Source organism: Sulfurimonas gotlandica GD1, assembly GCF_000242915.1.
In the GTDB taxonomy this organism is placed as follows: Bacteria; Campylobacterota; Campylobacteria; order Campylobacterales; family Sulfurimonadaceae; genus Sulfurimonas; species Sulfurimonas gotlandica.
Map to the genome: position 1 here is coordinate 1,745,901 of NZ_AFRZ01000001.1, position 21,599 is coordinate 1,767,499.

Genomic DNA, 21,599 nt, shown 5'->3' on the forward strand with positions numbered 1-21,599 from the left:
TAATTATGATTGAATCTCCCTTAATTTATCTATTTTCCATAGCACTTCTAGCAACTATTTTTCATCTGCTTGACACTAGAACTACTTGGAAAGTATTTAAGTTCATTCCGGCCGTTGTTTTCATCTATGCTTTTTCTATGCTCTTTGCATCTCTGGGACTCTTTGATAAAAACGAAGAGATAGACGCTATCTATAAACTTACAAAGACAAACCTGCTTCCTGCGATGCTCTTTCTTATGCTCTTGCAAGTGGATTTTAGACACTTCTTCAAGCTTGGAAAATCTCTGCTTATCTCTTATGTGTTAGCAGTAACTTCTTTAGCGTTTGGTTTTGTTATAGTCGCGTTTGTTTTTAACTTTGACCAAGACTCAGCGGCGGCTTTTGGGGCTTTGGCTGGAAGCTGGATGGGTGGAACTGCTAACATGATTGCTGTTGGTTCTGCTCTTGGTGTATCACAAGAGGCCTTTGGTTATGCACTTATAGTTGACAGCGTAAACTACACTTTGTGGGTAATGTTACTTCTGTTTTTAGTACCCTTTGCATCTATCTTCAACAAGTTTACAAAGAGTGATGAAAACATGGCATATCTGGGTGAGATAGGTTGTGCTTGTAGCATGGGAGCACCAAGATACTGGCTGCTTATACTTTTCGCTCTTGTAGCATCTTTAGGCTCTCAAATAATCGCTCAAAATATAGAGATACTCAATAAAACAACGACCATAGTTCTCATAGCATCTACGCTTGGAGTAATTGGTTCATTTACAAAACTAAAAGAGATAAACGGCTCTAGCGAAGTGGCATCTACTATGCTCTACATACTCATAGCTCTCATAGGTTCAAAAGCTGTTTTTGATAACTTCAGCGATGTCGGAGTTTACGTACTTGCAGGTTTTAGCATCTTGGTTATTCATGCCATAATAATGGTCATAGGAGCAAAAATATTCAAGCTTGACCTGTTCAGTGTGGCTGTAGCATCTCTCTCAAACATAGGCGGAGTTGCATCTGCACCAATCCTTGCAGCGACTTACAACAAGTCACTTGTGAGTGTAGGCGTCCTCATGGCGATAATGGGTTATCTCATAGGAACTTTTGGCGGTTTGCTTGTTGGGAATGTTTTGATATGGATTGTGAAGTAGATATAAAAAACTCAAATCACAGCTTATTATTATATACTTGCTTCATATTAAATATCTAAAATCTTATCGACACTAGGCTCATATTATGAAGATACTTGACATATCAACGGAGGTTAAAGAGATAGCTCTAAAGACTCCTTTTATAACAGCTCTTAGACGAGTAGATGCAGTTGAGTTTGTAAGAGTTAAAGTTGTTTGTGATGATGGGAGTGTAGCCTATGGTGAGGCACCTGCTACTCGGGCGGTGACAGGAGAAGATATCTATAGCATCTTGAGTGATATTGCGTTTATTCAAGAAGAACTTATAGGTTTGACTCCTAAAGATGCTATTGTGTCTCTGCATCTGGCTGAGATGGGTAGCAGTGCAAAAGCAGCTTTGGATATGGCACTTTTTTATCTTCTTCCACAAACAAAAGAAAAACAAAACCTTACTCTTCAAACAGATATAACTATCAGCCTAAAAGATTCAGATGAGATGATCTCAGATGCTACGCAAGCTATAGCAAGCGGTATGAATATATTAAAAGTAAAATTCGGTGGTGATATAAAACACGCCATAGAAGTCACAAATAGACTCTCAGAGTTAGATGCCAAACTAATCATAGACGCAAACCAAGCTTGGACGCAAGATGACACTATGGAATACCTAGAAGCTACTCTAAATGTTAAACTTGAGCTTATAGAACAACCCGTTAAAGCAGATGAATTACATGAACTTAGATGCATAACTAACTACTCACATGTGCCAATACTTGCGGATGAATCGGTCTTTACACTCGAAGATGCAAAAGCAATCATAGAGTATGCCTGTGCCGATATGATAAATATCAAACTTATGAAGTGCGGTGGAGTTACAAAGGCGATAGAAATTTTAGAGTTTGCCAGAAAAAATGACATTAAATGTATGTTAGGGTCGATGCTTGAAGGTCCTATCTCTATAAATGCAGCTTTAAATCTGGCAATGGAATACAGTGATGTTATAGCCTATATAGACCTTGACTCTCCACTACTTTACAAAGAGCCATCAAATGAGTTAGAATTCGATTTTAATGGCTGTGAGATAACTAGAAAATAAAGTAATAATTTGGTAATTTCACAATGTTACAATTTTTCAAAGGATGAATTTTAATGAAAAAAAGAACAAAGATCTTAGCAACTATAGGCCCAGCATCTGACTCACAAGAGAAGATAGAAGCTCTTATGAGAGCCGGCGTAAATGTATTTCGTCTGAATTTTTCTCACGGTACACATGAGTATCACTATGAAGTTTTGCAACGTATACGCGCGGCTGAGAAAAAGAGCGGTCTGTTTGTTGGAGTACTTCAAGATATCAGCGGCCCTAAGATTCGTGTAGGTCACTTGGAAGAGCCTTTTGAACTTGAAGCTGATGACATCGTCGAGTTTGTAAAAGAAGAGATTGTTGGGTGTAAAGTTGAAGAAGGTAAATATCGTGCTTGTATAAATCAGCCGACTATTTTAAAACAGTTAAAAGTAGGAGAGTTTATCTATCTTTATGATGGGATAATCCGTACTGAGGTTGTTGAGGTTTTAGCTGAGTCTGTAAAAGTAAAGGTAAGAAACAGAGGAGTGCTAAGTTCTAAAAAAGGTGTAAACTTTCCAAACACAAGACTTGGCATCGATGTTTTGACTCCAAAAGACAGAGTAGATATGCTTTGGGGAATAGAGAATGATGTTGACTTTATGGCTATCTCTTTTGTTCAAGATGCACAAGATATGATAGATGCCAGAAAAATCATAACAGACAATAATGGAAGAGTTCAGCTCTTCGCAAAGATAGAGAAGTTTGATGCTGTAGAGAATATAGATGCTATTTTAGAAGTAAGTGACGGGCTTATGGTCGCTCGTGGAGACTTGGGTATAGAAGTGCCGTTTTATGAAGTTCCAGCTCTTCAAAAAATGCTGATAAAAAAAGCAAACGAAGCTTCAAAACCTGTTATTACAGCTACTCAGATGCTACTCTCTATGACTACAAACGACACTGCAACACGTGCTGAGATAAGTGATGTTGCAAACGCTGTTTTAGACGGCTCAGATGCTGTTATGCTCTCAGAAGAGAGTGCAATGGGACATAATCCTGTTTTAGCAGTGGAGACTATGATGGAGACTATTATCGGTGCCGAGAAGATCTACCCGTATAATAAGTTCTCAGTTTTTAAGATATCAGATGCAACAGACAGTATAAACGAGTCAGCAGTGAGACTATGTGAAGATATAGATGCATGGGGACTTATTGGTTTGACTGCATCAGGATCATCTGTCAGAAAGATTTCACGTTATCGTCCTCGTCGTGATATATATGCGGTTGTGCATGATGAAAAAGTTGCACGATATTTGACTATGTGTTGGGGAGTGGTTCCTGCGTTTATGGTTGAGGAGGGTTCACTTGGACAGATGATGTGCGATGTGATGAACCAAGGAATAGAGAGAAAAGTCTTGAAGTTGGATAAGAGCTATATACTAACAGCAGGAGATCCTGTCGGAGTAGCGGGTTCTACGAATATGATCCGTATTTTAAGAGAGCATGAGATGAAGTTCTTCGCTTCACTTTAAGAACTCAACTCTGAATACGGCACCTTTTTCATCGTTTGAGGCAGAGATATAGCCATTATTTTTCTCTGCAATCTCTTTAGCGATGTATAATCCAATACCACTGCTATTGGTACTACTTTCATACGGCAAGAATATATTGTCTATTATCTCATTGTCAATTCCGCCACCATTATCACTTATTGTAAGTACATTATTTTGTATATCTATCTTTATCTCAGGATTTTTAATCTCTCTTTTCTTAAATATATCTCTTGCATTATTTATTATGGAGAAGACTATCTGTGTAAACTCATTTTCATTTCCGTAAGTTTGCCCAGTTTCATCTGAACTAATTAAGATATTTATTTTATTATATTTAAGAGTCGCATCTGAGATGTCTAAAACTTTTTTAACAGAGTCAGTAAGAGAAAATGTTTCACTGGAGTGTGAGGGGAGATAAAAGTTTCTAAAAGTCTCAACTGTATTTGACATAAAATTAATCAAGTTTTGAGACTTTTCAATCCTTGCTAGATTTTCATCTTTTGTAGTCTCTAAGTCTTGTTCAATTTTTATTTTTTGACTAATATTTAGAGCTGATAAAGAAGCAAGAGGTTGCTTCCATTGATGAGCAATATGCATAAGAAGTTCACCTAAAGCTGCTTGTTTTGACTTTTGATAAATCATCTCTTGCTTAAGTCTGTTTTTTTCTAGTTCTATTTCTATTCTAAGTGCTAAATTTTTTTCATAAGCTCTTAGTGTTAGATGTGTATTTACACGAGATAAAAGCTCTTTCGGATTAAATGGCTTTGTTATATAGTCAACAGCTCCAAGCTTAAACCCTTGCTGTAAATCTTCTTGTTTATCAAGAGCAGTTAAAAATATGATTGGAATATTAGAAGTTTTTTTGTTGCTTTTTAAGATATTACATACTTCAAAGCCATCCATGTCCGGCATCATAATATCTAAAAGAATGAGATCTATATCCTCACTATTAGCTGCTTCTAGTGCTGTTTTTCCATCTATGGCAGTAATCAAGTCATACTTTTTTAACAGTTCAACCAACACATCGATATTTTCTTTAACATCGTCAACGATTAATACTGTCTGTATATTTTTTATGAGAACTCCTTTTACGCATAAAGTATATAATTAAATAACCACTTGTAATAATCCGTCATAAACTTTTATTATATACTATTCTATCATGTTTCCCGTTATAGTGGGCTTTCGTTACCTATAATGTGTTTATATTAATCAACATTTTAAGTTTCAACAAGTTATAATAAAAACCAATAATATATGGAAGTTGTGTATGAAAAAAAAGTTACTATTACTGGTTTTACCTAGTTTTATATTTGCTAGTTCATTACAAAATGCTTTGCAAGAAGAGATATCTTATCTGCAAGAAGAAACATTTGTTACTTCAGCTTCCAAAGTAAAAGAAAATATCAAAAAAACACCAGCTTCAGTTACTGTCATTACCCAAGAGATGATAGAAAATATGGGAGCTAATAATATATTTGATGTACTTAGAAGTGTTCCAGGTTTGGGTGTGTCACAAAGTAATATTTATGTAGATAAAATAACTGTTCGTGGTATTGAAACATGGTTCTCAGAAAAAGTGTTAATACTACTAGATGGGCACTCCTTAAACGTCGATCTTCTAAATGGTGGAGCTACAGGAGCGTATAAAAATATTCCCATAGAGCTTATAAAAAGGGTAGAGATTATTAAAGGTCCTGCATCTGCTTTGTATGGTGAAAATGCTTTTACAGCTCTCATAAATATAATTACAAAAAAAGCCAAAGATATTGACGGTGCTAAAGTTGTTGTTAAATATGGAAGTGACAACACAAAAGTTGCAAATTTATCTTATGGAAAAACTTATGATGATTTTGAGTTAACTGCAAATCTTAACTATATAAAATCAGATGGTGATGCAAGATTTATAGCGAGTGATGCAGTTGGCAACAGTGGATACAGCAATCCAACATTAGATAGTTTTAATGGATATCTGTCTTTGGTTCATAAGAATGGATTTTACGCTACTGGAAATATTAATACTACAGAAGATGGACCTAGATATGGTGTTGCACATGCACTAAATAATGAAGATATTTCAAAAAAGATAACTTATTTTATAGAACTTGGATATAAAAACAGACTAAATGAATATCTTGATTTACATATTCGAGCATACTATGACAGTTTTAAAGTTGATAATACATGGAGAGTATTTCCAGCCGGATCTCCAGCCCCTGCATTTACAAATGGAATGCTAGGTTATGTAGGGTATGAAACAAATAAGTTAGGTGCTGAGACACTTTTAACTTTCAAATATAATAAATATACGATAGTTACAGGTTTGTCGTATGAACAGCAAAAACTTCAAAATCCTTGGCAAAAGATGAATTGGAATCCAGTTACAGGGGCTCCTGTAGGCAGTATACAAGATTTTTCAAATCCAAGTACAAATTTTACAGATGAAGTTGATAGAAGTTTTACGGCAGTTTACAGTGAACTTCTTTATGATGTTACTAAAGATATAAGAATAAATTTTGGACTTAGATATGATTACTATAGTGACTTTGGAGGCACTCTAAATCCAAGAGTTGGTGCTACATGGGCTATTAATAAGGATAATATTTTTAAGTTTATGTACGGTGAAGCATTTAGGGCTCCGACTTTTGCAGAGTTACACAATAAAAACAATCCGTCAATTAAAGGCAATCCTAATTTAAACCCAGAAATGGTAAAAACACATGAACTTAGTTTTCAAAATAGCTCTATTGATGATCTACAGGCATCTATAACACTGTTTTACACTGACATAAAAGATATCATAATTCTTGAAAACACTATATACACCAACAAGGGGCAAGTAACCACAAAAGGTGCTGAGCTTGAAGCAAAGTACAATCTTAGAAGAGGCTCTTATCTTTTAGCTAACTATACATACCAAAAACCAGAGAATGAACTTACAGGTGACGAGTTAGAAAATATCTCCAATCATGAAGCATATCTTGGTCTGAATTACAGGATAGATAGACACTTTAACCTCTACGCAGATGCTAAGTTCATAGGCAAACAAACAAGAAGTACATCCGATACAAGAGAAGCTGTACAGAGCAGTATAACAAGTAATGCTACACTCTTGGCTAAAGATATAATGCTTAAAGATTTAGAGATGAAATTTTCAATATACAACCTATTTGATGAAAAAAGCTATGACTCTTACTCACCATACGATTATCCATTGGGTGGTAGAACTTATATGGCTCAACTTAGTTATAAATTTTAGGATGTAAAAAATGAAACTGATATTTTTAATTTTATTATTTGTTAACATCCTTTTTGGGGATACTCTAAAAGTATATTTTTATACTACAGAGGCAAATATAAATAATTATAAATCTTTAAAGGTAAGTTTTGACGCTTATTTGAGAGATCATGGAGATTATGAGTTTCAGCCATTTAACGATAAAAAGACTTTTGAAAAATATTTAAAAGATAAAAACTCAATCGTTATTTTATCGAGTTGGCACTATAAAAAGATTGCAAAAGAGTATAACTTAGAAGCAAAGTTGGTAGCTCAAAAAAAAGATACATTTACAGACACCAAAATACTTGTTGGGCAAAAAAATATCTCTTTAAATGGTGTAGTTGCATCTGCTTACGATAATGAATATGCAAATGAGTTACTAATAACTTTAGCAAATAATAAATCTAATAAACTATCTATTTTAATTGTTCCAAAAGAGATAGATGCTCTTATGAGCGTAGGTTTTGGGATGAGCCAATTTGCACTTGTGTCTAAAGACAGCTTTAAACTACTAAAAGAAATTAATCCGCTATTGTCCAAAAGTTTACAAATTTATCATGAATCAGAGCCAAAATATAGAATGCTTTTAACTTGCAGTGAGATAGATAATCAAAAAAATGAACTTGTGTCTGTATTTCAAGAGATGGGCTTTACTGAGAGTGGAAAAAGCATTTTAAAGATGATAGGTGTGGATAAATTAGTAGTTCTGAGTTCAAATGACTTAGAAAATTTAGGGGGCCTGAAATGAGATTATTATTTTTATTATTAAGTTTTATGCTGCTCATAGAAGCTCAAGAGATATTGGTGATTAATTCAAATGCTAAAATTGAAAAATATAAAGAAGCCCAAGAAGGATTTTCTAAAAGTATAAACAGACCATTTAAAATAATAGACATAGCACAGATGAAAAGTGCTGAAATAAAAGAGTATTTATATAATGAATATCCAGATATAGTTTATGCGATAGGTGCTAAAGCTTATCAATATGCAAATCAGTATATACCAGAGAAAAAAATATATTTCTCTTCAATTATGAACTGGAAAAGATTAAAGATGAGCGATGAGAGAAATGGTATTTCTCATGAGCTGCACTCTGAGATGCATCTAATACTTATTAAATCTATCTTTAGAAATATTAAGACAGTGGGAATTATATATAGTAAATATACAGAAGATGTAATGCTAGATTTTGCTCAAAACGCAAGAAAACTAGGGATAGAGATAGTTTCTTATAAAGTAAACAAAGAATCTGTTTCAAATGAGAATTTTGATGAACTTGTTAAACATACAGAATCGATGATTATTCTGCCTGATCCAATCCTTCTGAGTGATGATAAAATTGTTAAAAAACTGTTTAAACTCTCAAAAGAGTATAAAAAACCAGTCTTTGCTTATCATGAGCTCTTTATTGAGTATGGAGCTGCTTTAATAACTTCAGTAGACAATCCAACGATTGGAAGACAGATAGCTGCTATGATAAATGCTGAAACGAAAATACAAGATATAAAAGAGATTCAATATCCGGCCGGAACAAAAGTTTTATTTAACAAAAAAGTAGTGCTAGAGCTTGGAATAGAATACAGTGATAGCATTACAGCTATTGCGACTGAGGTAATTGAGTGAATCTGATTAAAAAGTTTGTGCTTGCCATTTTTCTAATTGTTTTGTTTGTAGTTTCTATATTTACAATTATTCAAATAAATGAGCAAAAAGATATTTTAAATGCTGAATTAAATCAGAGAATATCTCTTATGAAAAGAAATCTAGAATCAAATGCAAAACTTGTTATTAAATCTTTAAAATCTGAAGTAGAAAATGACATAGCTTCTTTTAGTTTTTCAAATATTGATATCTCATTTCAAAAGCTATTGATGAGTGAAAATATAGATAGTGTAATGTTATTTAATTTGAATAATAGAATGATTATTATTGCCGGAGATAGTCGTTACAAAGAAATATTGCTAAAAATGAATGTCGAATATTTGGATATACAAGAGATAGATGATGGAAATTCTTTTGTTGTATCAATACCTATATATTTGAGTGCTAAATGGGGAGAAATGCATATAGTATACTCTCTAGTAGAGCTAAAAAAAGAGATATATAAAACAGAACTGAATATAAAAAATAAGATTAAGATTAGTATCCTTAAAGCTATTTACACCTCGATGCTATTAGCACTGTTTTTAATACTTTTAAGCTATTTATTTGCAAAAAAATTCATTTCACCAATTTTACTACTTACAAAGACTGCTAAAGAGATGGCTGGTGGAAATCTTGATATAAGTGAGGAGTTAGCTGCTATAGACAGTAATGATGAGATTGGTCTCTTAGCAAGTACTTTTAAAGATATGAGCATCAAACTGGATAAATCTTACAAAGAACTAAAAGGGTTTAGCGAGAATCTTGAACAGAAGATACAAATAAGAACTAAAGAGTTAGAGATAGAAAAAAAGAAAGCAGAAGACGCAACAAAAATAAAGTCGGAATTTTTAGCAAATATGTCCCATGAAATAAGAACACCTATGAATGGAATACTGGGTATGACTCATTTGGCACTAGAAACAGATCTGAATGATAAACAGAGAAACTACATACAAAAGATAGACAACAGCGCAAAATCTCTTCTTGGAGTAATCAACGATATCTTGGACTTTAGTAAAATAGAAGCTGGAAAATTATCAATAGAAAAAGCAGACTTCAACATGTCTGAAGTTATTGAAAATGTTATCCATGTAGTAGAGTTGAAGGCTGATGAGAAAAATCTAAAGTTAACTGTGAATTATGATAAAAATATATCCAAATATTTTTATGGAGATAGTCTTAGACTTAGGCAAATACTGATTAATCTCTTAGGTAATGCAGTAAAGTTTACAGATTCTGGAGAGGTGTCTATCTCTCTAAAAAAAATATCTAAAGATAGATTTAGATTTGAAGTAAGTGATACCGGAATTGGTTTGAGCCAAGAAAAACAATCTAAACTATTCAAATCATTTTCACAAGCAGATGGAAGCATCACAAGAAAATATGGTGGAACAGGGCTAGGATTAAGTATTTCTAAGCAGTTAGTTGAACTGCTAGGCGGTAAAATCTGGGTAGAAAGTAAAGAAAATATAGGAAGCAAGTTTATCTTTGAGATAGACTTGGAAGAGAAAGAGAGTGACTTATTTAGTGATAAAAAAGAGCTAATGAAATATCCATTAAGTATAGATGTAAAGACTTTAGCAGGAAGTAGCATTTTACTTGTTGAGGATAATGCTATGAATCAGGAAATTGTTTTAGGGATTTTACAGCATAGTGGAATCAATATAGATATTGCGAATAACGGAAAAGAAGCAATAGAGAAATATAATCAAGACCCGGATAAGTATGAACTTATTTTGATGGACTTACAGATGCCGGTAATGAATGGCTATGAAGCTACTAAAGTCATTAGAGAAAAAAATAAAGAGATACCAATTATTGCTTTAACTGCAAATGCAATGAAAGAAGACTCTAAAAAGAGTGAGACAGTTTTAATAAATGAGCATATAAGTAAACCGATAGATATTGAAAAGCTTTATGCAATTCTATTGAAATATATACCATTAAATCCTGACTTACAATTAGCCGAAGATAAAAAAGAGATTTCAGATGCTAGAATAGATGAACTCTTCTCAGAATTAAAAGAGGCAGTGAAAACTAAGAGGCCAAAGAATTGTGAATTGGCTAGTAATGAACTTCGAGAGTCTAAATTAAGTTCACAGGATCAAAAGTTATTTGATACTCTAGATAAGTTGGTTAAAAGATATAAATTTAAAGATGCTCTAGAAGTATTGAAAGACAGATAGATGCCACAAACAAAACATACAATATTGATAGTAGATGATACAGAGACAAATATCGACATTTTACTAGAGCTCTTAAGCGCATATGATATTGTAGTAGCCATAGATGGAGAGAGTGCTTTAGAGATAGCTTATGAAGATAAACCTGACTTAATTTTGCTTGATATTATGATGCCTGGTATGGATGGATACGAAGTATGCAAAAGACTTAAAAGTATAGAGCATACAAAAGATATACCCGTTATTTTTATAACAGCAAATACGGATGAAGATTCTATAGAAAGGGCTTATGAAGTTGGTGGCATAGACTATGTAACTAAACCTTTTAAACCGCGTGAATTAACAGCTCGTGTAAAGACTCAGATAAAACTGAAAAATCTTTTGAGTGATCTGAATTTTATCGCTTCATATGACTACCTTACAAAAGTATATAACAGAAGAAAATTTTTTGAATTAGCAGAGATAATCTTTAAGAATTCAAAAGAAGATCTATATGCTGTAATGATTGACATAGATAAGTTTAAAAAAATAAACGATACATACGGACACCCAGTTGGTGATGAGGTTATAAAAGCTGTCGCAACAAGCATTAATGAATCTATTTCGAAAGAAGATTTATTTGCAAGAATAGGTGGAGAAGAATTTGCAATTATTTGTCACTGTGACTCAAAAGAAGAGATTATTGAAAAAAATGAATTTATCAGACAAAGTGTAGAAAAATTAGAAGTCTCAACAAGTAACGGAGATGTTATCAAGTTTACTATCAGTAATGGTATAGCAAAAGCGGGGGAAGCTATATGCAGCTTAGATTTGCTTCTAAAAGGAGCGGATGCTGCTCTTTATGAAGCAAAAGGAAAGGGAAGAAACAGGGTTGTCTTTAGAAGTTAAAACTCTGTTTTTTAAAGATATTGAACTCTGTAGCAACTTTTTCATTTTCAAGTCCAAGTTTTTTAACCGCTTTAGGATTTACTAAAAACCAGCCAAGAACTACATCTACTTTATCGCCTTTAAGTATTTTAAAATCATACTTTACAACTCTTTTTTCATTTGCTTTAATCATAGTATTTTTGATGTCTGTTTTTGCAGCCCATGGCATCGCAGGTTTTCCATCTGCTCCTATGACTCTTACAAAAGTTTCATTTTTTAGTTGTGTTACATTTGCATCTCTTGTAACACTTACTTTTAAAACAGCTACTCTTAGCGGGTGAAGCAGTAGAGCGTGAGAAGTTTGGTTGTCTATATTTATCTTAAAGCTGTTTATCTCTCTAAGAATTGAGATATCAACATATTTTGTTAGCATCTCTGAGTGAAAGTGAGCACCTGCAAAACCGTGAAAAGCATGTTTTTTTGTCTCATGTAAAAGAGATACGCTTCCATCTACTTTAGGCATATGACAACTAACACAGTTAGCAGCATTTAACTCATTGTCAATATTTGTAGAACATACATTAAGGCCATGTTTATTCATCTTGTGAGAGTGACATCCGATGCAAACATTACCGTTTTTCATATGCTCATTACCATCTGAAACGATGCCGTGAAATGGCGATTCAATATGTTCAAGCATAGTTCCAAAGTAGTTCTTTTCAGTATTTGTCATTATATTTGTGTTACTTATTTTATGAAGTTCTATGCTCTTTATTCGGTGACAATAAGCACAGCTGATGGCTTCTTGATGAGTTTCATTTGTAGCATCTGGAAGAGCTTTTTGACCTTTTGTCAGCATCTTGTCTAAGTCATCAGCAGCTGGAGTGTGGCACTTTCCGCATGAGTATTGCTCAAACTTTAGGTTTTTAGGATGTCTGTCCCAAACAGCTTTATGAATCGGATCTTTTTGAGGAGTGGCATTTGCATGCATAGAGCCGTAATACTCTTTGTATATTTGAGTATGACAGGCTTTACACTCTTCGCTTTTAGCGTAAGTGTGTACTGCATCGTTAGCAATTACAGAGATTAAAAAAAGTAGAAGTAAAAAAATGAACTTCATGTTAGTCCTTTTAAATATTAAGATTATATGAAATAATAACTAAAATAACTTAGGCAAATATTACTCGCCTTTTTTAGCTATATACTTAAGCCAAAAGAAACCAAATAAACCAGCAAAAAGTGAAGCTGAGAGGATTCCTACTTTTGCTTGAAAGATTAGATCATCATTGCCTAAAAATGCCAAATCAGCTACAAATATAGACATTGTAAAACCAATACCACCCAAAAATGCAACACCAAAAATTTGGCTCATTGTACTGCCCTGTGGAAGTTGTGCAATACCAAGTTTAATAGCCAGCCATGCTATACCAGCTATACCAAGAACTTTACCAACTACAAGTCCGGCGATTATACCTAGAGATACTGGCTCTACTATAGTTTGTCCTATAGAGGAAAAATCTATAGAAATACCGGCATTTGCAAGTGCAAAAAGTGGAATTACAATTAAACTCACTGGAAGATGCAAATCATGTTCTAGTCTTGCAGCCGGAGAGCTAACAGCATCTATTCTATCTTTTACATTTTGAAGTATTGCTTTTTGTCTCTCATGCATCATATGGTCTGTAGCTACGGGATAGTTGTCATACTCATCGAGTAGATTTTTGGTATGACCTGTAAAATCAATGGGAGTCTGTTTTGGTTTAGAAGGTATAGCCATAGCAGCAATAACACCGGCAATAGTAGCATGTACACCAGATTCAAGCATGAAAAACCACATGAATAATCCAACTATGAAATAAGGTAAAATCATGTGAATACCAAAACGGTTAAACAGAACTAAAAATAAAAAAGAAGCACCTGCTAAAGCAAGTGGTAATAAATGTATTTCATCAGTATAAAATAGAGCAATAACAGCAACAGCACCTAAATCGTCAACTATAGCAAGTGCAACCAAAAATGTAACAAGTGCAGTAGAGACTCTTTTCCCAAGTAGGACAAGAGCACTAATAGCAAAGGCGATATCTGTAGCCATAGGGATACCCCAGCCATTTGAACCTTCCCCGCCATTGTTGATGCTAAGATATATTAGAGCAGGTAGAACCATACCTCCAATAGCAGCCAAAATTGGTAAAATAGCAACTTTTATGTTTGAGAGCTCACCTACTAAAATCTCCCGCTTTATCTCTAAACCGATTAAGAAGAAAAAGATAGCCATTAAGCCATCGTTTATCCAGTGATGAATAGTGTGAGATAGTTGCCAAGAACCAACATTAAAATCAATTTTAGCATGAAAAAAGTGTCCATATGCTTCAGTTAGAGGTGTGTTTGCTAGTATAAGAGCAATAATAGTCATAACCATTAATATTAAACCAGTTGTCGTTTGGGCATGCAAAAAGTGTTCAAATGGGGTAGCTATTTTATTAAAAGTTTTTTCCCATGGAGCATATATCTTCATTAAATTTCCTTGAATTAATTGCCCTATTGTATCTAAGAAGAGAAAACTTAAAAAAAATGTGTATAATCTGCTTATGAATCTATATGAACTACAAAATAAAACAATACTTCTATTTGGAAAGAGCCGCGCTTTTAGTGCTGATGAGTTCAATGCACAACTAAAATACCATAAAATTAATATTACAAAAGAGTATAACGATGATGTTGTCTTAGTCGTAGACGGCAAGATGATGACTCCGTATGAGCAAAATGACAGCGATAAGTTATATGAAGAGAAAATTGATGCTACTTTTGTTGATATTGATGTTCTTGAAAAAGAGTTGGCAAAGTACATAGATGCAGATACTCTTATGATGAGTCTAAAACTATCTCACGATAAAGATAGACTAAAAGATTTTTTAACAAACTCTATGATTAACGATGACCTCTACCTGCGACTTTTAAAGATGTACAAATGGGGTGGTGATAACTTTTTTGATAATGATGATAACAGAGATATAAGTGCCGCTTTAATAGTAAGGTTCTATCAAAATATAGAAAGAAATCATAATGTTCAATATGCAGCACTGGGAATTATGCACCTATCAACTCAATCAGATAATGAAAAAGTTTTAGAAGCGATTGCGTACTTAGAACCAATACAACAGACTATGCTTCAAGATACAAATATAGCAAACAACAAAATTATATCAGCGATTGCAACAAACTACGCAACACCAAAAAATATTCTAAATATGTTAATAAAAAATGCAAACTCTTATATTAAAACGCTTATAGCTATGAGAGAAGATTGCGATGAAGAGATGCAACTAAAACTTGTTGAGAGTGAAGAAGATGATGTACTAAAAGCACTCTCATATAACCCTAATTTGTCAAAATCAATAGTAAAAAAGCTACTTTTTAACAATCCGCTTGCAAAGAATATGGCTAAAAATCTTCGTTTAAATAATGAACTGTTTGAAATATTTTTTAAAAATCATCCAAATGAAGTTGCTAAAAATGAGTTTATATCAGTTGAGATGCAAAAGAAGTTAGTTGCTAATAGCACTCAAGAAGTAATGATGTCGCTTGCAACAAATGAAAATATAGATAAAAAAGTAGTAGTTGATTTACTAGGTGAGGATTATGCTGAACTTAACCTTGCTCTTTATGAAAATAATGCCACACCACAAGAGAGTTTAGTGGAAGCTTATAACAGTGTTTTAAACCACTTTTCTCTTGCAAATAATGAGAATACTCCGAAGCATATTTTAGAACTACTGGCTGAAAGTGAGGATGCAAAAGTTCTCAAATCATTAGCAAAAAACCCAAGCACACCAATAGAGACTCTCTATCAACTTCAACTTGACTCACGTTTTGAAAGAATAGTAAAAGAGAATCCAAATTTTGGTAAGCACATAATGAGTGAAAATATAGGGTGGGAAGTATAGATGAAAGCTTCTAGATTAATAAGTACACTAACCGCATTAGTAGAGCAAAAAGTTCCAGCTTTTTTATGGGGCGCTCCTGGCATCGGTAAATCATCAATTGTTAAGCAAATTGCTCAGAGTAACGGCGTTGGTTTTATTGATTTAAGACTTGCTCTTATGGATCCAACTGATTTAAAAGGCATACCTTTTTATGATAAAGAGTCACACACTGCACTTTGGGCACCACCTGCTTTTTTACCTAAAAGCGGTGAAGGAATTCTATTTTTAGATGAGTTAAACACTGCTGCCCCAAGTGTTCAAGCATCTGCATATCAGTTGATTTTGGACAGAAGAGTAGGTGAGTATGAACTCCCAGATGGCTGGGCAATAGTGGCTGCCGGAAATCGTGAGAGTGATAGAGGTGTTACATATAGAATGCCTTCTCCTCTTGCTAATAGATTTGTTCACTTTGAGATGGAAGTTAATGTTGATGACTGGAAATATTGGGCTTATAAAAAAGGGATAGATGATAGAATAATCTCTTACATCTCTTATATAAATGAACATCTCTTTACCTTTGATGCAAAGAGTGATGTAAAAAGCTTTGCTACTCCTAGAAGTTGGGAATATGTAGATAGCATCTTAAAAAGCAATATTTCTAAAGAGTTACTCCTTGATGCTATAAGCGGTGCAATTTCTAGAGAAGTGGCTGTTGGCTTTTTGAGTTTTACTAAGGTTATGAACAGGCTTCCTGATATTCAGGCTATCTTGGCATCTGGAGAAGGTGAGTATAGCGAAGAAGTTGATGTGCTTTACGCACTAAGTATAGCTCTCGTTAGTGCTTATCTAAAAGAGCCAAATGATGAGATGCTGGATAACATACTAAAATATACTCTAGAGTTAAAAAGTGAATTCGCTGTTATGTGTGTACAAGACCTGCAAAGAAATGGCGTAAAGATGGAACACTCTGATGTTTTTAAAGAGTGGGTAAAGAAGTTTGCTTATCTTTTGGCGTAGTACTGATAGATGCAACTTCAGCAAAAAATCTCCCGTGCAAAAGCAAAACTACTAGTTGAGTATCCACTATTTGGAACTATCGCTTCAAAACTTCAACTCATAAAAAATGACGATATCCAAGCTTTTAAAAGTAACGGTACGACACTTGAGTACAGCAGTGACTTTTTTAACGAGATAACTATAAATGAGATGGAGTTTGTCTTCGCCAATGGTGCGATGCATGCATCTCTAGCTCATGAGTCACGTAAAAATGGACGAAGCGGTTGGTTGTGGCAACTCTCAACAGACTATGCCGTAAATGATATGCTTGTAGAAAATGGGATGGAAAGACCATATCAGGCACATTACTCTAAAAGATTTCATGGGCTTTATGCAGAAGAGATATATGCTGAGCTAAAAGATGATATTTTACGTGATGAGTTAGAGTATGAATCGGATGATGTAGATGATGTTCAAAAAGATAAAAATGATTCACAGGACAATCAACAAGAGAGTGAAAAAGTTCAGCAAGATGATTTGGTTTCAGAGGAACTCTTTGAAGAGTTTGCAAAAGCAGTTTTAGAAGCTGAGGAAAAAAGGGGTGAGCTTCCGAGAAGTCTGGAGAGATTTTTTAAAATTGAGCAAAATGCAAAGATTGATTGGCGTGACGAACTTAGAGTGGCTTTAGAAAGATTTCATAAAGATGATTATACTCAGATGCCGCCAAACAAAAAGTTTTTGCATCTGGGATTTTACCTGCCATCTAGTGTCTCTCAAAGATTTAAGTTAGTAGTTGCAGTTGATAGTTCAGGCTCTGTAGATGATGAGCTTCTCGGTGAGTTTTTGAGTGAGTTAAACTTTCTTATGAATACCATACCTTCATATGAAATAAACTTAATTGTTTGTGATGACAAGATACGTTCACACAGAGTTTTTTATAGTGGAGATATTTTAGAAGCTAGTGTCGAAGGTGGTGGTGCTACTGACTTTAGGCCCGTTTTTGAACTTATAAAAAATGAGTTAGAAGACACAAAATTGCTTTTGTACTTTAGCGATTTGGATGGTACTTTCCCAAAAAATGCACCATCGTATGATGTAAAATGGATAGCTCCAAAAGATTTAGAGACTCCTTTTGGAGAAGTTATAGTTTTGGATGATTAACTAAACTCAATCCTATTTTTACCATTTTGTTTTGCACCATGAAGCATCATATCGGCTTGGTTGATTGTTTCTTCAAGAGTATCATCATCGTCATGAATAGATACACCGATTGATATAGTAAACTTGATGCTTTTATTAGCATCTATCGTAAAGTTGAATTTTTCAACTTCTTGTCTAAGTCTTTCAAGTATATCTGACGCGCTATATTTATTGATATTTTTAAGCACTACACAGAATTCTTCACCGCCAAATCTTGCGACTATATCTCTGTAGCTAGTGTTTGTTCTGAGTATCTCAGAGATGCTTGTTATAACTTTATCTCCAATATCATGACCGTAAGTGTCATTTATATGTTTAAAGTTGTCAATATCTATCATTGAAACAGCAAATTGTTCACCACTTTCTTTTGTATCTTCAATATACTCTTGCATGTTTTGGAAAAAGTAGCGACGGTTATAGAGACCTGTTAAAAAATCTCTATTTGCATGGTTTGTAATAAATTGGATATTTTCTAGTGCTTCAATTGAGTTATTTATACGACAAGAAAACTCTTCTTTTGAAAAAGGTTTTTTGATGTAGTCATTTGCACCATGTTTTAAAAACAGAGCATTTACCTCTTCATCGTTGTTTGAGGATATTGCGATGATACATAATTCAGATTTTTTATAATCTTTTCGAATCTCATTGGTAAGTTCTAGTCCATTCATAACGGGCATATTGTAATCGGTTATAACCAAAGATATATCAGAATGAGCTGTCAGCATACCAACTGCTTCTTCACCATGGGCAACCGTTATAACATTGTAAAAAAGATTCTCTAGCATCTCTTTCATCATTTTTCTAAACACCATGGAGTCATCAACAACTAGAACTTTATGTTTTTGGTTTTTTTCTAGTCTTTGAATAGTTTGAATAATGTAGTTAATATCATCAACACCACCTTTGTTTACATAGTCAATAATATTTTTTTGAAGCATCTTCTTTCTAAACTCTTTGTCGATGTTTGCACTTAATACAATGGCATGATTGCCTTTGCTTAGCACATAGTCAACAATCTCTCCATTTGGAGCATCTGGAAGATTGATATCGAGTAAGGTTATGAAATATTCATACTTTTTTAAAAATAGTTTTGCTTCTGAAAGTTTGTAAGCTACATCTACTTCATATTTTAAAGATAGTTCTATTTTTTTAGCCAAAATTTTTGCGAGTGTCTTATTGTCTTCGACGATTAATATTCTTTTCATGCGGCTATTATACTATTTTAGTATAATTTCTTTATGAATTATCTAGAAGAAATCACACAAAAATTGCTAACTAAACAAAATATTTTTTTAACAGGTGGAGCAGGTGTCGGAAAAACAACAATAACAAGACAGGTTATAGAGTATTTTGAGAGTGAAGCCAAAAAAGTGGCAAAGCTTGCATCTACAGGTATGGCAGCCACACTTATAGATGGACAAACTCTACACAGCTTTTTAGACCTTGGCATCGCATCTGACATAAAAGAGTTAGAGATAAGCGGTAGATTAGAGATAAAAAAGAAGATAAAGAACCTTATATCGAGTATGCACTTAATAGTCATAGATGAGATTTCTATGGTTAGCGATACACTTTTAGAAATGATACAACTTAGACTTGAACAAGCTGAATTTTGCGGTACAGTTCTTGTTGTAGGAGATTTTTTACAGCTTCCACCTGTTGTAAGAGGAAGTGCAGAGGTTAAATTCGCCTTTGAATCAGCTGCGTGGGCTGAGTTTAATTTCTATAAGATAGAGCTTACACATATATATAGAACAGACGATAAAAAGTTTATAGAACTTTTGGGAAGCGTAAGAGATGGTTTTATAGATGAAGACGTTCATAATCATTTGAACGAATATATAAAACCACTTCCAGAGGATTTGAGTGAGTTTACTTTTCTTTTTGGTAAAAATCACTCAGCATCTCTTCACAATAAAAGACAGTTAGCTTACATAGATAGTGAAGTCTTTGTAAAAGAAGCGCAAATAATAAAACACGCTAAAAGTGTAGCAGATGCAGAGATTGAGCGTTTTATGAATGATTCTCGTATAGATAAAGAACTTGAACTAAAAATTGGAGCACCGGTTCTTTTTACTAGAAATTCTTGGAACTATTTTAATGGGGAACGTGGAGTTGTTGAAAATGTTGATACAAGTTTTGTTTATGTGCGTAAGTCAGATGCCAAAGTGGTAAAACTCGAAGCAGTTGCACAGAGTAAAGCTAAATGGAGTGAAAAAAGTATAAATGGAAAAAAAGAGATGGTAGAAGAGGCTCAATTGAGTGTTTATCAGTTTCCTATAAAATTAGCTTTTGCGATAACTATTCATAAATCACAGGGAATGTCTATTGAAGATTTGATTATAGAGACAAACGAGATATTTGCACCGTCTCAGTTTTATGTAGCACTTTCAAGAAGTTCAAATCCTAAAAGACTGAATCTTATAGCACCTGCTTGTCAGTGGCACCAAATTGTTTTTGTAAATAATAAAGCTTTGGGATTTGTAAAAGATTCTTAGTATTAGAGTTTAAATGCTCTAAAATTACCATCATGAGATAGAATAATTACTTTAGTAAATTTATGTTTTTTAAACGGTATTTTTTTTACTTTTTCAAAAGCTTGAGTATCCATTCCATTAGTAATATAATCCACTAAAATTAACCACCACTGACTATAAACCGGAAAGTTTTTATCAATCTTTTCATTTTTTTCATCTATAAGAAGTTGAATATTTTTATGTAGTTCATCTATATTATCAACCAAAGGAGAATCTATGCTTACTAAGTTACCATTGCTTTTGCTTTTATAGTTTCTATTTAGTCTTCTTACTTCAACAGCTACTTTTCCATCAATCAAAAAGTCAGGAGTAACATTTCCAAGTGGCTCATACTCTATCTTTGTATGGGGCAGAGTCTGTAAGTACTGCTTCGCTCTAGTTTCATCAGAATTTTCTTTTCTTTTCATAGTTAATATATTAGCAAAAAGATGGTAAAAAGTAGTGTGTGAGGAATTAACAACGCAGAAGATGCGTTGCTATTTTAAGTTTTGATTATAGATCGTCTTCGTGCTTAGCAAGATACTCAGCAACACCTTCAGTAGATGCTTTCATCCCTTCGTCACCTTTTTGCCAACCAGCAGCACATACTTCACCATGCTCATCAGTAAATTGCATTGCATCTACCATACGAATCATCTCATCAATGTTACGACCAAGTGGTAAGTCATTGATTACTGCGTGACGTACAATACCTTTACCATCAATTAGGAATGAACCACGAAGTGCTACTGCTTCACCGAAAAGTACATCGTAATCTTTAGAGATTTGTTTTGTAAGGTCAGCTACTAGAGGATATTTAATTCTACCGATACCACCATTGTTAACTGGAGTTTCTCTCCAAGCAAAGTGTGAAAATTGGCTATCAACAGATACACCGATAACATTTACACCACGGCTTTTGAAATCTTCGATTCTATGAGAGAAAGCGATTATTTCCGATGGACATACAAATGTAAAGTCTAATGGATAGAAGAAAAGAACAGTACCTTTCTCACCAAAGTTTTCTGATAATTTGAAGTTCTCATCGATTGAGCCATCTGCTAAAACTGTAGTTGCTGTAAAATCTGGAGCTGGGTTTGTTACTAACATGTAAATATCCTTGAGTTTGTTATTTTGTTGGTGAAATTTTAACACAAAAACATTAACAAATCTTAGATGAAAAGAAGTAATAAAATTATTTAAGGATAATTTTTATCTTTTATATTTGTTGACTTCTGATAATTGAAAATTAAACATACTTT

Annotated in this window: 18 protein-coding genes; 12 read left to right on the forward strand and 6 right to left on the reverse strand. The window is 33.7% G+C overall.

Annotated elements, in window-relative coordinates:
- Positions 1 to 5: 5 nt before the first annotated feature.
- From SMGD1_RS08665 to pyk, 3 genes are all read left to right on the forward strand, one after another.
- The gene (locus tag SMGD1_RS08665; protein ID WP_008336504.1) at positions 6 to 1,136 is read left to right on the forward strand and encodes a DUF819 family protein; all 1,131 of its coding nucleotides are present in this window, start codon (positions 6 to 8) and stop codon (positions 1,134 to 1,136) included.
- Positions 1,137 to 1,221: 85 nt separating this feature from the next.
- Positions 1,222 to 2,211, forward strand: a complete 990-nt coding sequence (locus SMGD1_RS08670; protein WP_008336237.1) for a dipeptide epimerase — start codon at positions 1,222 to 1,224, stop codon at positions 2,209 to 2,211.
- 53 nt (positions 2,212 to 2,264) lie between these two features.
- Positions 2,265 to 3,707 (forward strand): pyruvate kinase, encoded by a 1,443-nt coding sequence (gene pyk / locus SMGD1_RS08675; RefSeq protein WP_008336468.1) that lies wholly within the window; start codon positions 2,265 to 2,267, stop codon positions 3,705 to 3,707.
- On the opposite strand, the gene SMGD1_RS08680 is transcribed toward pyk, so the two are convergent.
- Positions 3,699 to 4,805, reverse strand: coding sequence for a hybrid sensor histidine kinase/response regulator (locus tag SMGD1_RS08680; RefSeq protein ID WP_139064130.1), 1,107 nt, complete (start codon positions 4,803 to 4,805; stop codon positions 3,699 to 3,701). The two genes, pyk and SMGD1_RS08680, sit on opposite strands and share 9 nt — an antisense overlap.
- Positions 4,806 to 4,998: 193 nt before the next feature.
- Between SMGD1_RS08680 and SMGD1_RS08685 the strand changes: the two genes are divergently transcribed.
- The 5 genes from SMGD1_RS08685 to SMGD1_RS08705 are packed head-to-tail and all read left to right on the forward strand — an operon-like array spanning position 4,999 to position 11,723.
- Positions 4,999 to 6,987: a TonB-dependent receptor plug domain-containing protein gene (locus tag SMGD1_RS08685; RefSeq protein WP_008336508.1), complete on the forward strand. Its 1,989-nt coding sequence runs from the start codon at positions 4,999 to 5,001 to the stop codon at positions 6,985 to 6,987.
- 10 nt (positions 6,988 to 6,997) lie between these two features.
- On the forward strand, positions 6,998 to 7,756 hold the full coding sequence (locus SMGD1_RS08690; RefSeq protein ID WP_008335244.1) for a hypothetical protein: 759 nt from the start codon (positions 6,998 to 7,000) through the stop codon (positions 7,754 to 7,756).
- A complete protein-coding gene (locus SMGD1_RS08695; RefSeq protein WP_008335746.1) occupies positions 7,753 to 8,631 on the forward strand; it encodes an ABC transporter substrate-binding protein in 879 nt (292 codons plus the stop codon). The genes SMGD1_RS08690 and SMGD1_RS08695 overlap by 4 nt, the downstream gene beginning before the upstream one ends.
- A complete protein-coding gene (locus SMGD1_RS08700) occupies positions 8,628 to 10,838 on the forward strand; it encodes an ATP-binding protein (RefSeq protein WP_008336635.1) in 2,211 nt (736 codons plus the stop codon). The genes SMGD1_RS08695 and SMGD1_RS08700 overlap by 4 nt, the downstream gene beginning before the upstream one ends.
- Positions 10,839 to 11,723, forward strand: a complete 885-nt coding sequence (locus SMGD1_RS08705; protein ID WP_008341158.1) for a diguanylate cyclase — start codon at positions 10,839 to 10,841, stop codon at positions 11,721 to 11,723.
- On the opposite strand, the gene SMGD1_RS08710 is transcribed toward SMGD1_RS08705, so the two are convergent.
- Positions 11,713 to 12,822, reverse strand: a complete 1,110-nt coding sequence (locus SMGD1_RS08710; RefSeq protein ID WP_008336447.1) for a multiheme c-type cytochrome — start codon at positions 12,820 to 12,822, stop codon at positions 11,713 to 11,715. The two genes, SMGD1_RS08705 and SMGD1_RS08710, sit on opposite strands and share 11 nt — an antisense overlap.
- A gap of 60 nt (positions 12,823 to 12,882) precedes the next feature.
- Positions 12,883 to 14,217, reverse strand: a complete 1,335-nt coding sequence (nhaA, locus tag SMGD1_RS08715) for a Na+/H+ antiporter NhaA (RefSeq protein WP_008336755.1) — start codon at positions 14,215 to 14,217, stop codon at positions 12,883 to 12,885.
- A 73-nt stretch (positions 14,218 to 14,290) separates the two neighbouring features.
- Here nhaA and SMGD1_RS08720 point away from each other — a divergent pair, with 73 nt between their 5' ends.
- Genes SMGD1_RS08720 through SMGD1_RS08730 form a run of 3 tightly spaced genes read left to right on the forward strand, consistent with a single transcriptional unit; the run spans position 14,291 to position 17,782 of the window.
- A complete protein-coding gene (locus tag SMGD1_RS08720) occupies positions 14,291 to 15,646 on the forward strand; it encodes a hypothetical protein (protein ID WP_008336181.1) in 1,356 nt (451 codons plus the stop codon).
- Positions 15,647 to 16,642, forward strand: coding sequence for an AAA family ATPase (locus tag SMGD1_RS08725; RefSeq protein ID WP_008341159.1), 996 nt, complete (start codon positions 15,647 to 15,649; stop codon positions 16,640 to 16,642). It abuts the gene before it with no gap.
- Between the two features lie 9 nt (positions 16,643 to 16,651).
- On the forward strand, positions 16,652 to 17,782 hold the full coding sequence (locus SMGD1_RS08730) for a vWA domain-containing protein (RefSeq protein ID WP_008336150.1): 1,131 nt from the start codon (positions 16,652 to 16,654) through the stop codon (positions 17,780 to 17,782).
- Here the strand turns inward: SMGD1_RS08730 and SMGD1_RS08735 are convergent.
- Positions 17,779 to 19,026, reverse strand: coding sequence for a GGDEF domain-containing response regulator (locus SMGD1_RS08735; protein WP_008335731.1), 1,248 nt, complete (start codon positions 19,024 to 19,026; stop codon positions 17,779 to 17,781). The two genes, SMGD1_RS08730 and SMGD1_RS08735, sit on opposite strands and share 4 nt — an antisense overlap.
- 33 nt (positions 19,027 to 19,059) lie before the next feature.
- Between SMGD1_RS08735 and SMGD1_RS08740 the strand changes: the two genes are divergently transcribed.
- Complete coding sequence (locus tag SMGD1_RS08740) at positions 19,060 to 20,319, forward strand: ATP-dependent DNA helicase (protein ID WP_008334968.1); 1,260 nt, start codon at positions 19,060 to 19,062, stop codon at positions 20,317 to 20,319.
- 2 nt (positions 20,320 to 20,321) lie between these two features.
- Here the strand turns inward: SMGD1_RS08740 and SMGD1_RS08745 are convergent, their stop codons facing one another.
- Positions 20,322 to 20,765: a hypothetical protein gene (locus tag SMGD1_RS08745; RefSeq protein ID WP_008336803.1), complete on the reverse strand. Its 444-nt coding sequence runs from the start codon at positions 20,763 to 20,765 to the stop codon at positions 20,322 to 20,324.
- A gap of 85 nt (positions 20,766 to 20,850) precedes the next feature.
- A complete protein-coding gene (locus SMGD1_RS08750; RefSeq protein WP_008335788.1) occupies positions 20,851 to 21,447 on the reverse strand; it encodes a peroxiredoxin in 597 nt (198 codons plus the stop codon).
- Positions 21,448 to 21,599 lie beyond the last annotated feature (152 nt).

Excerpts from the sequence above, each read along its gene's own strand:
- nhaA (WP_008336755.1), bottom strand. The coding sequence starts at position 14,217 with ATGAAGATATATGCTCCATGGGAAAAAACTTTTAATAAAATAGCTACC.
- SMGD1_RS08730 (WP_008336150.1), top strand. The coding sequence starts at position 16,652 with ATGCAACTTCAGCAAAAAATCTCCCGTGCAAAAGCAAAACTACTAGTT.
- SMGD1_RS08690 (WP_008335244.1), top strand. The coding sequence starts at position 6,998 with ATGAAACTGATATTTTTAATTTTATTATTTGTTAACATCCTTTTTGGG.
- SMGD1_RS08735 (WP_008335731.1), bottom strand. The coding sequence starts at position 19,026 with ATGAAAAGAATATTAATCGTCGAAGACAATAAGACACTCGCAAAAATT.
- SMGD1_RS08720 (WP_008336181.1), top strand. The coding sequence starts at position 14,291 with ATGAATCTATATGAACTACAAAATAAAACAATACTTCTATTTGGAAAG.
- pyk (WP_008336468.1), top strand. The coding sequence starts at position 2,265 with ATGAAAAAAAGAACAAAGATCTTAGCAACTATAGGCCCAGCATCTGAC.
- SMGD1_RS08695 (WP_008335746.1), top strand. The coding sequence starts at position 7,753 with ATGAGATTATTATTTTTATTATTAAGTTTTATGCTGCTCATAGAAGCT.
- SMGD1_RS08665 (WP_008336504.1), top strand. The coding sequence starts at position 6 with ATGATTGAATCTCCCTTAATTTATCTATTTTCCATAGCACTTCTAGCA.
- SMGD1_RS08725 (WP_008341159.1), top strand. The coding sequence starts at position 15,647 with ATGAAAGCTTCTAGATTAATAAGTACACTAACCGCATTAGTAGAGCAA.
- SMGD1_RS08745 (WP_008336803.1), bottom strand. The coding sequence starts at position 20,765 with ATGAAAAGAAAAGAAAATTCTGATGAAACTAGAGCGAAGCAGTACTTA.
- SMGD1_RS08685 (WP_008336508.1), top strand. The coding sequence starts at position 4,999 with ATGAAAAAAAAGTTACTATTACTGGTTTTACCTAGTTTTATATTTGCT.
- SMGD1_RS08740 (WP_008334968.1), top strand. The coding sequence starts at position 19,060 with ATGAATTATCTAGAAGAAATCACACAAAAATTGCTAACTAAACAAAAT.
- SMGD1_RS08750 (WP_008335788.1), bottom strand. The coding sequence starts at position 21,447 with ATGTTAGTAACAAACCCAGCTCCAGATTTTACAGCAACTACAGTTTTA.
- SMGD1_RS08710 (WP_008336447.1), bottom strand. The coding sequence starts at position 12,822 with ATGAAGTTCATTTTTTTACTTCTACTTTTTTTAATCTCTGTAATTGCT.
- SMGD1_RS08705 (WP_008341158.1), top strand. The coding sequence starts at position 10,839 with ATGCCACAAACAAAACATACAATATTGATAGTAGATGATACAGAGACA.
- SMGD1_RS08670 (WP_008336237.1), top strand. The coding sequence starts at position 1,222 with ATGAAGATACTTGACATATCAACGGAGGTTAAAGAGATAGCTCTAAAG.